Source organism: Flavobacterium anhuiense, assembly GCF_900101855.1.
Lineage (GTDB): Bacteria > Bacteroidota > Bacteroidia > Flavobacteriales > Flavobacteriaceae > Flavobacterium > Flavobacterium anhuiense.
In genome coordinates this window covers 698,690-712,006 of sequence record NZ_FMVC01000002.1, presented here as the reverse complement: position 1 = coordinate 712,006, position 13,317 = coordinate 698,690, and the positions used below count along the sequence as shown (strand labels likewise).

The following is a 13,317-nucleotide window of genomic DNA, read 5'->3' as shown; positions in this document are numbered from 1 at the left end:
TAAATCTAAAAACTATGAATGAAAAACAAATGCGGTATGCCAGCATAAGGACAATAGGAGCAAAATTATTCCTGTTTATGACTTTGTTTTTTGCTGCACTAACAGTAAAAGCCGGGAATGTTGACATTAACAAAAGAGTCACTTTAAAAGTTGATAATGAGAGTATAAAAAATATATTTCAAAAAATTGAAAATCAGGTTGATGTGCATTTTATGTACGAAAGCAGCCAAGTAAACGCTAATCAAAAATTAAGTTTAAAACTGAATAATGTAACGCTAGAACAGGCGTTGGATAAAATTTGCGGCAATGTGCTTCGATATGAGATTGTGAGCAACAATATTGTAATCAAGAAGAATCAGAAAGTTGCTTCTGTCGATCAGAATAAAATTATTGTTTCGGGAACTGTTTTTGGCGGAGATGATAATATGCCATTGCCAGGAGTTGGAATTAAAGATAAAGGTTCTGACGTAGCAACAGCAACAGATTTTGATGGAACATTTAAATTAGAAGTAAATGCTTCTGAAGCCACTCTTATTTTTTCTTATGTGGGTTATATAACGCAAGAAGTAAAAGTTACGAGTTCACAAAATATCACGGTAAAATTAGCAGCTGACGTAAAACAGCTTCAAGAAGTTGTAGTAATGGGTTACGGTAGCGTAAAAAAGAATGAAGTTTTAGGAGCCGTTGGTTCTGTTTCTATGAAAGAAACTTCAAGCAGAACCTACAATAACGCCGCTGAATTATTGCAAGGAACGGTTGCCGGAGTTACGGTAATTAACGATGGTGGTGACCCAACAGCATCGCCAACAATCAACATTCGCGGTATTGGATCTTTGAATGCCGAAACACCTTTAATCGTTTTGGATGGAATCATTTACAGCGGTTCTTTAAATACTATAAATCCAAATGATATTGCTTCGATAAATGTTCTAAAAGATGCGGCTTCTGCGGCAATTTATGGAGCAAGAGCTTCTGGGGGAGTAATTTTAATTACTTCTAAAAAAGGAATTTCAGATAAAATTAATGTGAATGTAAACTATCAAGGAGGTTTTCAGAATGTAGCGAAAAAATTAGAGGTTTTAAATGCTGCAGAATATGCTGATGCTATGAATCTTGCGAGAGATAATGCAGGCTTGCCAAGAATTCCTGCTTTCGATCCGGCATTTGAACCAACTGCAAGAACAACAAAAACAAACTGGATGGATGAAATTTTCCGTACAGGAGAAATTCAAGATTTGTCTCTTTCCGTAAACGGAAAAACAGAAAAATCTAATTTCTTTCTTTCTGGAAGCTACAGAAAAAACGAAGGTATTTTGTTAAATACTTACGGAGAACGCTACACAGTAAGAGCAAATTCTTCTTTTAAATTGGCGGATAATTTCACTATTGGAGAAAATATTTCATACTCTTTAACTGATGGTCAGACTGCTAACACTTCAAGCTCGTACACAGGAGCCATTCAAGCAGCGATTTTGTATCCGCCAAACGCGACAATTTATAGAGAAGATGGATCAGGCCAATTTGGTGGTGTTCCAGAAAAATATGTTGGTTCTTATGGAGACGTTATCAATCCGGTAGCGTATTTGAAAAGATTAGACAATAAAAATCCAATTTCTACCATTTTGATCAATCCGTATGCAGAATGGGAAATTGTTTCTGGATTAAAAGTAAAATCGAATTGGGGATATACCAGAATTCAGGACAATGCGACAGATTTTACAGTAAAAGTTACTGAGCCAGGAAAAATATTCGATTTCAATAGATTGACGTTGAAAAACTCAACAGTTACCGATTTATTGAGCGAACAGACGATTTCTTATGAGAAATCATTCGGAAAACACAATTTGAAAGCGTTAGCTGGATATACGTATCAAGAAACGAAAAGAGATTTCTATACCGTTGAAGGAACTGGTTTTGACAACGAAGATCCATCACAGCGTTATTTATTGAATGCAAAATTAATTCAGCAGACGGCAGCAGGAAGATCAGATGAAATTATCTCTTCTTATGTGGGAAGAATCAATTACGATTTCAATCAGAAATATTTAATCTCCGGAATTGTTCGTCGTGACGGAACTTCAAAATTATTAGAAAATAATCGCTGGAAAGTATATCCTTCAGTTTCTGCAGGTTGGTTAATTTCTGAAGAAAATTTTATGAAAGGTATTGAGCCAATCATCAGCAATTTGAAACTTCGTGCAAGCTGGGGACAAATTGGGAATTTAGGAAATCTTGGACCATACCAATTTAGTGTGCCATTAGTTCAGACTCAAGCTTTAATTGGCGCTGTGCCATCAATCAATTATGGTTATGCTGAAAGCGAATTATCAAATCCGAATTTAAAATGGGAAAGTTCCGAGCAGACTAATATTGGTTTAGATTTTACTATGTTAAATAACACTTTAGTAGGATCTGTTGATGCTTATGTAAAGAAAAACAAAGACATGTTGGTTCGTGACCAATTGCCTGGAGTTTCTGGAACGCCGCAAGGAAGAATCGTTAACTCAGGAGATGTTAAAAATAAAGGAATCGAGGTGAGTCTGACGTATCAAAAAACTCGTGGAGAATTTAAATTTGATGTAACGGCAAATGCTGGATTCTTAAGCAATAGAATTGTTTCTATTAAAGACGATTTGAATTCGTTAGAACCTCTAGGTTTAAGCAGAGTTCGTAGTTTACCATTAGCGAATATTTACCAAGTGGGAAGCCCAGTTGGTGCGTTTTACGGATATGCTACTGATGGATTATTTCAAAGTAATGATGAGGTAAAAGCTTATGTAAACAAAGATGGCGTAATGTATCAGCCAAATGCGGTTGCTGGAGATATTAAATTTAAAGATGAAAATGGAGACGGCGTAATCAACAACAGCGACAGAGTAGTTTTAGGAAGCCCTTTCCCAAAAACAACGTATAGTTTGAATGCCAATTTCAGATACAAAGGATTTGATATGAATATTTTCTTCACGGGTGCTGCAGGAAATAGCGTTTTCAATGCTGTAAAGCATACAGGATTAAATGCTTCTTTCCCAGGTTACAATTTATTGGCAGATTCAAAAGATGCTTGGTCTCCAACAAACACCAATACCAACGTTCCAATTCTTTCGTCAACAGACAATAATAACAACTTCGGACGTATTTCTGATTTATACATCGAAGACGCTTCTTTCTTAAGATTAAAAAACGTTTCTATTGGTTATACCGTTAAAGAAAGCTGGTTGAACGGAAAAGCAAAATTGAGATTCTTCATCTCAGGACAAAACTTATTTACGATTACTAAGTATTCTGGAATGGATCCTGAAGTTGGACTTAAAAACTTCGGAATGGATTTAGGACGTTATCCGCTTTCTCGTATTTACATGACAGGTGTTAACGCAACTTTTTAAAAAATAAAAAACAATTAAAATGAAAAAAATAAGTCTTTTATTATTGAGTTTTGTGCTTTTGGTAAGCACTTCAGCTTGCGAAAGCGAACTTGATGTTGTGCCGCAAGGAGCTCCTTCGAGCGGGAATTTCTGGAAAACACCAGCAGATGCAAAAGCAGGAGTAAATGCAATTTATGCTTTGTATTCTGATGATAATATGTACGGTCGCGGTTTCTTTTGGCTAAATAATGCCAGCGATGATATTGGTACAAAACCAAGACAAAATGCAGAACGTATCAAAAACTTTATTGTAGACGGATCAGAATCGGATACTAAAGATATCTGGAGAATTCACTACGAAATTATGAAGCGTTGTAACGACGTTATTCGTAATATTCCAAATATTGCTTTGGATGAAAAAACAAGAAACGGAATGTTAGGAGAAGCTTATTTTAATCACGCTGTAATGCATTTAGAATTGGCGTACCATTATGGAGACGATCGTGCAGGAATTCCGATTCAAGACAGAGAAAACCCGACAAATGTATATGTGCCTCGCGCTAAAAACGTTGCTGAAAATTACGCTTACATTGCATCTGATTTAATCAAAGCAGCAGATTTATTGCCTTATTTTGATCAGCTTACACCAGACAATCGCGGACGCGCTCACAAAACTGCGGCTTGGGCATATTTAGTGCGTACGTATTTGTATGCAAAAGATTGGGACAATGCCATTAAATATGCGAATATGATTGTGGCTAGCGGAAAACACAAATTGTTGGACAATTTTGAAGATGTATTTAAAATCAGCAACAATTGGTCTTCAGAATATATCTGGTCTGTGACTTCAAGTGCCGAAAATACATCTTTAGGTTCTATTTTTCCTGGAGTTTGTCTAGAAGATAAAGGTTGGGGAGTTTACAACGGCTGGGGAAATTTTTATCCGACAAAAGAATTATTTGATGCTTATGATTCAAACGACAAAAGACGCAGTGCTACGATTTTACAAAAAGGAGACAAATTTGTTTACTTCGGAGAAACTGTAACTTTTAATGAAGGAAACCACGTAGTAAGTTCAAGTAACAGAACGGGGTATCAGTTTAAAAAATATATGGAGCCATTCAGTTATCCAAAAACAACATCGGGTGGAGTAGATATTCGTTATGTAAATGCTAATGGAGACAAGCCTTCAACAGCTTTAAATGTTCCTCTTTTACGTTATGCTGATGTGATTTTAATGTTAGCGGAAGCGAAATTAATGAAAGGTCAAAATGCAGATACAGAAATCAATATGATTCGTCACCGTGCAGGTCTTGCAGATATTTCTGGAGCTACAATGGTCGATTTAAAAAGAGAAAGAAGATGCGAACTGGCAGGCGAGTGGACAGACCGCCATTTTGATTTAGTGCGTTGGGGAGATGCAAAGGAAACTTACGCAAAACCATTGCACCATTATAACGGAAGCGTTATTTATCCTGCTCGTAATTTCAATCCTGCAATTCATCATGTGTGGCCAATACCGCCAGATGAAATTGCAGTGAGTAAAGGAGCTTTGACTCAAAACCAAGGCTGGTAATAAAAAATTTTGTTGTGTTTTTTTAGTTTTTTACGCTGCAGTCTTAGTCAGGAGACTGCAGTTGTAAAAAAATAATAAGACATTTTTTGTTTCAATATAGCAAGGAGTAACCTACGACTTTTTGCTGTTTAATTTATTTTCGATGAAAAAAATAATCACCCTTTTTTGCCTTCAATTTTGCTTGTTCGCTCAAGCGCAAGAATACAGTTCGTCTAACATTCATTCTCATAACGATTACGAAAGCAAATTGCCATTTTATGGTGCCTATTCTAACGAAACAGGCGTTATAGAAGCCGATGTCTTTTTAGTAAATAATGAACTATTTGTCGCACACACTTCTAAGGAAATTGTTACTCACAATACATTAAAAAGTTTGTATTTAGAACCGCTTTCTAATAAATTAAAAACGTTGGGAGGAAAAGCATATCCAAGTAATAAGCCATTGATTTTAATGATTGATATTAAGTCTGATGCCGATTCGACTCTAAAAGCAATTACACAGCAGTTAAAGACTTTTCCAGATATTATTTCGAATAAAAACATAAAAGTGGTTATTTCTGGAAATAGACCTTTACCGTCACTATGGGCGGCATATCCAGATTTTATTTATTTTGACGGAAGGCTGAATGAAAGCTATACTCCAGATCAATTGGCGAGAGTTGAAATGATTAGTGAAGATTTGCATCAAATCACAGTTTGGAACGGAAAAGGTGTTTTGACGCAGCCCGATTCTGAAAAAATTCAGGCCATTATCAAAAAAGTCCACGATCAAAACAAAAAGATAAGATTCTGGGCCACTCAAGACAACGTGAATACATATATGACTTTGATGAATTTAAAAGTTGACTTTATCGGAACGGATAAAGTAGCCGAACTGACTGAATTTATAAATAATATTAAAACGACATTTTACCAGAATACAGAATTTCATCAAGCTTATGTTCCTAAAAATGTTTTCAAGAATAAGCGTCCAAAAAACGTTATTCTCTTAATTGGAGACGGAATGGGATTAGCGCAAATCTATTCTGGTTACACGGCAAACAAAGGACAGTTGAATTTATTTAATATTCCGACTCAAGGATTTTCAATCACAAAAGCTTCGGATAGTTATATCACAGATTCTGCTGCAGGCGCAACGGCAATGGCTACGGGACATAAAACCAATAACCGTTTTATAAGTGTTGATGAAAACAGAAGACCTCTTGAATTGATTACACAGCAATTGGCAAAGAAAAACTATAAAACGGCCATTATTTCTGCTGGAAATATTACCGATGCAACTCCAGCGGCGTTTTATGCACATCAGCCAGAAAGAAGTTTAAGCGAGCCAATTGCAAATGATTTTCTTTCGAATCCGTCAGATATTTTAATAGGAGGAGGGCAGAAAGAATTTATTTCCAGAAAAGATGGAAAAGATTTGTCTAAAATCTTAATTGAAAAGGGTTATACTTTCTCAGATAAATTTGCGAGTTTGGATACGATTAAAAATAACAAATTTGTAGTTTTAGAAGATGCAGCGGTGGTTTCTATGAAAAACGGAAGAGGAGATTTTCTAACCAAATCTTTAGCGAAAGCGACAACTACTTTTTCAAAAACCAAAAAACCGTTTTTTATAATGGCTGAAGGCGCTCAAATCGATTACGGCGGACACCAAAACAATGTAGAATATGTGGTGAGAGAAATGTTGGATTTTGACAAATTGGTTGGCCAGGCAATGGAATTTGTAGATAAAAATCCGGAAACTTTGCTAATCGTAACTGCAGATCACGAAACGGGCGGATTATCTCTAATTGACGGAAGCATTGAAAAAGGATATGTTCATGGAAGTTTCAGTACAAACGATCATACAGCAATTCCAGTTCCTGTTTTTGCTTATGGACCAGGTTCTGAAAAATTCATGGGTGTTTATCAGAATACTGCGATTTACGACAAGATTATGGAGTTGATTGGAGGGAAATGATTTGTTTTCAAATGATAAATTCAATAAAAAAAGCCTCTTTTGGGAGGCTTTTTAAAATTATTTTCCTTTCAATAAATTGATGCTAACAGTTGCCGTATCAGCATCTGGAAATCGCTTGAAAATGGATTTATCCGGAAATAATCCTGCTTCTGCCGCGATAGTATTAAAAACATCAATTTCGACAATATATTGGTCTGAAAAGCCGTGAGTAGCATCATAAGCAGTTGCAGGAGTTCTGCCTAGATTATTGGCTGTCAATTTAGGATTTATGGTATGAAGTTCAATCAGAAGCAAACCAAATTTGTGTACGTAAGGTGACCATTTTTGTAAATGTTCCAAAAGATTATCTTCAACTAGATTATTGCTAATTCTTTTTCCTCGATATGCAAATGCACCCGTTGAGGTACTGACTCTATTTTCATTAATCTGTTTCGGATCTTGCCAAATTCGATTATGATCTAGAAATGTCCTCACATTCAGAAGATCTTTCAAGTCAATATTATAATTTTCTTTCAAATCGTTGGCCAGTAAATCAGGACGTCCGATATCGCCCCAGATTACTTTTGCCCAAATATCTGCATTGATTAGATTGGCTCTGGTTACTTTCAAAGCGGTTTGATTGTAATCGGCGCCAACTAGAAACAGCGGATATTCGTCGAGCATTTTTCCCCTTAAAGTTTGTCTGTCAATTACTTCAAAAATGTGCTGTAGAAAAGCGCCATTTCCGCAACCCATATCTAGGATTCCTTTTGGCTGTTCGTCAATAGGGAGATTGAAAAGTTTGATCAGAATTTCATCAACCACTTTAAAATAAGTGTCGTGAGCGCCACCGCTTCCCCAAACATTCATTTCGCGATCTACATGAAGTTCGTTTTCACCTTCAGCTGTTCTCAAAATATCTGGATTGCCAAAAATTAATTCTTCGATTTTGGCAAAAGTTGGCAAGTAAGAAACCGTAACGCCATAAGCGCTGGCTCTTTTAGCAAAAAACAAACCAGCTTCGGTAAATTGATAATTGCCATTTTTTTCTAGAAACCAGCCCAGATGAACAAAAAAGTCTAATATTTTTTTAAAATTTTCTGGTGATTTATGAAATTCTTCGGGTCTGAAAGAAGTTTCCATAAAATACTTATGAAACATTCCGTTCATTGCCAAACGTACAATTGTCGGACCAATCAGATAACCTTCAATATGTTTTAAGATCTGCTCCTGGATACTGTTTTTCAGCGGATCATCTGAAGGTTCAATTCCGTATCTTTTTTTATATTTTTCAAAAATAATATTGAGCTTTTCAAAAGGAACATCTTCAAACAAACGCGGATGAAACTGAATAGACAATTGTAACAAACTCACCACATCTTCATAGAGATAAAACAGTGAAAAAGCTGTTTTTGTTTTTTCGTTTACAGAAATCGTGATTTCCTGTTTTTTATTATCAACTTCATAATCCAGAAAACCCTGAGAAGCCAAAACTCGCAACGCGACATTCAGATAACCTTCATTGGCTTTAAAAGCGGCTGTAAGCTCAGATAAAGTGTGCTTTTCTTTACTTAATATAAATTCTAAAACCGATTTGTTTTTGAATGCTATCGCTACAGGAGCTGTAACCAATCCGTCAAGATGTCTGAAAATGGAATCTAAAAGCTGAGATTTATCGTTCATAATGCAAAGAATGAAGGTTAGTTTAAAAATAGTGATTTTTTCTTATTTATTGCATGATGTTTTTTGGTTACATTGAATTTTGTTTTTGATTTTTCTGAAAAAGGCAATTGCAATAATCGTCAATTTTTTAAATTTTTTTCAAAAAAATAAATACTAAAATTCTTTAAAAATACTATCAAAAATCAGCTAAAACAGCATAAAATCTATAAAGTACATATTAAAAGTCAAACTGACAATAACTAACCAAAAACCAGTATTTGCTAAATTTTTCGCTTTATTTTCGCTTTAAAAAAACGATTTATTGAAAAAAAATTTTACTAAAACGTTTTTGTAAGTTTCACTTGCATATATTTGCGATGTACTAAAATATTCAACAATACATTTTTTGTCCGATGAAAAAGATTACAATTAGAGATATTGCGAAACAGGCAGAAGTTTCTATTTCTACTGTCTCTTTTGTGATCAACGGAAAGGGCGAAAAAATGGCTATTAGCCCAACGGTAATTAAAAAAGTTCAGGATGTAGCGCAAAAATTGCAATATAAGCCAAGTATGATTGCTAGTAGTTTGAGAACTGGAAAAACAAGATCAATTGGACTTATTGTAGAGGACATATCCAATCAGTTTTTTGCGGATTTGGCTAGAGTTATAGAAGACGAAGCAAAAAATATAGATTACAGAGTTTTTTATTGCAGTACTGGTGATGATAATAACCGTTCTGAAGAATTAGTGCAGAGTCTTTTGCAAGCCAATGTGGAGGGTTTTATTATTACGCCGACTCGTAATTTAGAGAAAACAATCGGACAGCTTTTAAAATTGCAAAAACCTGTTGTTTTGATTGACCGATATTTTGCCAACCAAAAAGTAAGTCACGTTCTAATGGACAATTACGAAGCATCTTATTCGGCCACTAAATTTTTAATCGGGAAAGGAAAAAAGAATATCGCCGTTGTGAATAATGAGTCTGGAATGATTCAGATGAAGTTAAGAGAAAAAGGATATGTAGAAGCCTTAAAAGAAGAAGGAATTTATAACGAAAAGTATACACTTCATTTGGATTATCATTCAAGTGAGCAAAGCAGAATTGAAGCCATTGTAAATTTCTTCAAGAAAAATAAAGAAATAGATGCAGTTCTTTTTTCAGCCAACTATCTCGGACTTGCAGGACTTCAGGCTTTTAGGATTTTGAAATGTAAAATTCCCGAAGATGTTTCCGTCATAAGTTTTGATGATCATGACAGCTTCAAGTTGCACACGCCCACAATCTCAGTTATTGCACAGCCCATTGAAGAAATTGCCGTCAAATCGATACAGTTGCTAATGAGCCAGATGACAAATTTGGAAGATTTCAAAATAGAAAAGGTTCTCAAGAAAGGAACTTTGATAATAAGAGAATCTGTTTAAGCAATCGAAAATTAAAAACGAAAATTAGAAATTAAAAAGTGTGACTTTTTTTTTAATCATTTCACTAAAACGATTTAGTAAGATTTTTTCTGGATTTTCTTAGACTTTAAAAAACTAAAACAGCTATTGAGATTACTTGTTATTCGAGCTGTAATATTGAAATAGAGTACAATTTTTTATTAATTATTTAAAAACAAACAACTTAACAACAAAACACAAAACAAATCAAAACCAATAACCAAAAAAACGCTTATGAGACGAATATTAGCAGTGTTAGGAGTGATATTGCTTAGCAGTTTGAGTGCTGCCGCGCAAAATCGATTAATAACCGGTATAGTTACAGATGCAGAGAACAAGGGAATTGTCGGTGCATCAATCGAAGTTCAGGGAAAACCATTTAGTGCTATTTCAGACGCCGAAGGCCGATTTAGAATGAATGTTCCCGAAGGTAAAGTTACCCTTAATGTATCTTCTATAGGGTTTCAGTCACAATCAGTGGCAGTTCAAGAAAAAGATACAAGAGTTGCCGTTACGTTAGTTGAAACAACGCAAGAATTGAAAGATGTTGTTGTAACTTCATTTGGAGTTAAAAAACAAAAGAAAAGTTTAGGTTACGCAGTTGGAGAACTAAAAGGAGAGGACCTGACAAAAAATAAAGAAATTAACTTAGGAAACGCGCTTCAAGGTAAAATTGCCGGAGTAAACGTTTCGGCACCAGTTACTGGACCGTCAGGTTCTAGTCGTGTGGTAATTCGTGGAGCAACTTCTGCATCAGGGCTTAATCAGCCGTTGTATGTTGTTGATGGAATTCCGATTGACAATACACAGCAAGGAAATGCAGGTATGTGGGGAGGTGCGGATAAAGGAGACGGTATGTCATCTTTTAACCCAGATGATATCGCTTCGATGTCGGTTCTTAAAGGTAGTGCCGCTTCTGCTCTTTATGGGTACAGAGGATCAAATGGCGTTATCTTAATTACAACTAAAAAAGGTAAAAACGGAACAGGAATAGGAGTAGATTTCAGCACAAATTCTTCTTTTAATACGCCTGCAAGCCTTTTGAAATGGCAAGATCAATATGGTGCTGGAGCTCCAAATGCAAGTGGTGTGCCAACTAGATTTAACAATTTGCAAGAACTTAGAGACTCATACTATTTTGCATGGGGGGATAAATATGACGGAACGCCATCTTTATCACTTGACGGTAAAACAAGACCTTATCAAGCTTATGGAAAAGATAATGTGGAGAATTTCTACAGAACTGGATATTCTTTCAGCAATACTTTAGCAATTTCTGGAGGAAATGAATCAACAAATTTTAGATTGTCTTTCGGAAATACTAAAGACGAATCGATTATGCCAGAAACTACTTTTGGAAGAAACAACGTGGCTTTGAGCTTAAATTCGGCTCCAAATAAAAGAATTAGCATTGAAAGTAATGCTCAATATATTTCAGAGAAAAGCCATAACCGTCCGTATTTAAATGACTCGCCAAGAAACCCATCTTTCCCGACAACATTCATGACTCCAGGTTCAGATATTAGATGGTTAAGCAATCCTTATGATGCTAATGGCGGCGAAGAAGACTTTTTAGGAGCAAACGTATATCATACCAATCCTTATTTTGCTACGAAATCTCCATTAAATGATGATCTTAGAAAGCGTTTTATTGGTTCTGCAAAAGTAAATTACAACATTACAGATAAAATTTATGCTAAGGCTGTTATTGGTATTGATGATATTAATTATGAATATACTGAAATTGAACCTACTGGAATAAACTATAATCCAGGAGGATCTATCGAAAACAGAATCGAAACTCGTTCTGAAGTAAATGCTTCTGGTTTCTTAGGATACAAAGGAGATATTGCTAAAGATATTTCATTGGATGCTTTTATTGGCGCAAACCGTCAGCATAACAGATACAGCGGAATCAAAATGAAAGGAAACAACTTTATTGTTCCGTTCAAATATTTCTACGGAAATACACAGCCAGATAAAACTGAAAAATTATTCTCAGAAAGCGAAGTAAACTCTCTTTTCTATTCTGCAGATATCGGGTATAAAGATTTCTTATTCTTAAGTTTAACGGGTCGTGAAGACTGGTTTTCAACATTAGATCCTGCAAACAACAGTACTTTCTATCCTTCTGTAAGCTCAAGTTTTATTTACTCTGAAGTTATCGGTCTTCCTGAATGGATGTCTTATGGTAAGGTTAGAGTAGGATGGGGTAACGTTGGAGGTGCATTGCCAGATGCTTATGCTTTAGCATTAACTTACACTACACCAGACGGACAGACAGATTCATTAGGACAGCCAATTTTGGGTGTAAACGGAGAAACAATTCCAAACAGAACTCTAAAACCTTATAATGTAAGTACAATTGAGTTTGGTTTCGAAAATACATTCTTCAATAACAGAGTAAGTACAGATTTGACTTTCTACAGCAAAAAAACTACAAATGATATTACAGATGCTGACGTTTCTCAAGCTTCTGGTTACAGAACAACAAAAATTAACGTTGGAGAAATTTTAAACAAAGGGGTGGAGTTTGCTGTTAATGTGAAAGCTATCAAGACGCCAAGTTTTTCTTGGAACGTAGCTTATAATTTTGCATACAATGATAGTGAAGTTTTAAATCTTTCTGATAAAATTACGACGAAAACATTAGAAGGAAACAGAGATGGAAGAGCTAATGTAGTTTTAGAAAAAGGACAGCCATTTGGAGTGATTAAAGCGTATGACTATTTAAGAGATGCTAATGGAAATATAGTGCTTGGCACAGACGGAAAATTCTTAAGAGGAAACTTAATCATTGCAGGACAAGGTGTTGCGCCAACTTCAATGGGACTTTCAAATGATTTCTCTTATAAAAATTTCACACTTTCTGTTTTTGTTGATGCTAAATTTGGAGGAGAAATCTATTCAGCTACAAACCAGTTAGGAACACGTTACGGATTATCTGAAATTACGCTTCCAGGACGTGAAAATGGTGTTCAAGTAAACGGAACAGATGTAAACGGAAACCCAGTTAATACAAACGTTTCTGCTTACAATTACTGGAGAAGCTACAGTGATGTAACGTCAAACTTTGTTTACGATGCTGATTTTGTTAAGCTTAGAGCAATCTCATTTGCTTACAATTTCCCAAAAGCGTATTTACAAAAAACACCATTCCAGTCTGTTAGTTTAGCATTTTCAGCTCATAATTTATGGACTATTTATGACAAAGTTCCAAACATCGATCCTGAGTCAAATTACTCAAATAGTAATGCTCAAGGTATGGAGAGAGCTTCTATGCCATTGACAAGAAACTATGGTTTTGCACTTAATGTCAAATTCTAATTCTAAAAA

General features: G+C 35.3%; 6 protein-coding genes. 5 read left to right on the top strand and 1 reads right to left on the bottom strand.

The window, feature by feature from the left end; genetic code table 11:
- The first annotated feature begins 14 nt into the window (after window positions 1-14).
- The 3 genes from BLP44_RS07645 to BLP44_RS07635 all read left to right on the top strand — a co-directional run bounded on the left by BLP44_RS07645 (window position 15) and on the right by BLP44_RS07635 (window position 6,898).
- Window positions 15-3,383: a TonB-dependent receptor gene (locus BLP44_RS07645; protein WP_091131207.1), complete on the top strand. Its 3,369-nt coding sequence runs from the start codon at window positions 15-17 to the stop codon at window positions 3,381-3,383.
- Window positions 3,384-3,402: 19 nt separating this feature from the next.
- Window positions 3,403-4,938 carry a RagB/SusD family nutrient uptake outer membrane protein gene (locus tag BLP44_RS07640; protein WP_091131204.1) on the top strand — a complete coding sequence of 512 codons (1,536 nt, stop codon included), beginning with the start codon at window positions 3,403-3,405 and terminating at the stop codon, window positions 4,936-4,938.
- A 142-nt stretch (window positions 4,939-5,080) separates the two neighbouring features.
- Window positions 5,081-6,898, top strand: a complete 1,818-nt coding sequence (locus tag BLP44_RS07635; RefSeq protein ID WP_091131200.1) for an alkaline phosphatase — start codon at window positions 5,081-5,083, stop codon at window positions 6,896-6,898.
- A gap of 57 nt (window positions 6,899-6,955) precedes the next feature.
- Here the strand turns inward: BLP44_RS07635 and BLP44_RS07630 are convergent, their stop codons facing one another.
- Window positions 6,956-8,560 carry a class I SAM-dependent methyltransferase gene (locus BLP44_RS07630; protein WP_091131197.1) on the bottom strand — a complete coding sequence of 535 codons (1,605 nt, stop codon included), beginning with the start codon at window positions 8,558-8,560 and terminating at the stop codon, window positions 6,956-6,958.
- A gap of 392 nt (window positions 8,561-8,952) precedes the next feature.
- Here BLP44_RS07630 and BLP44_RS07625 point away from each other — a divergent pair, with 392 nt between their 5' ends.
- Complete coding sequence (locus tag BLP44_RS07625; protein ID WP_091131192.1) at window positions 8,953-9,963, top strand: LacI family DNA-binding transcriptional regulator; 1,011 nt, start codon at window positions 8,953-8,955, stop codon at window positions 9,961-9,963.
- 252 nt (window positions 9,964-10,215) lie between these two features.
- Window positions 10,216-13,308: a SusC/RagA family TonB-linked outer membrane protein gene (locus tag BLP44_RS07620; RefSeq protein WP_091131189.1), complete on the top strand. Its 3,093-nt coding sequence runs from the start codon at window positions 10,216-10,218 to the stop codon at window positions 13,306-13,308.
- The last annotated feature ends 9 nt before the right edge of the window (window positions 13,309-13,317 follow it).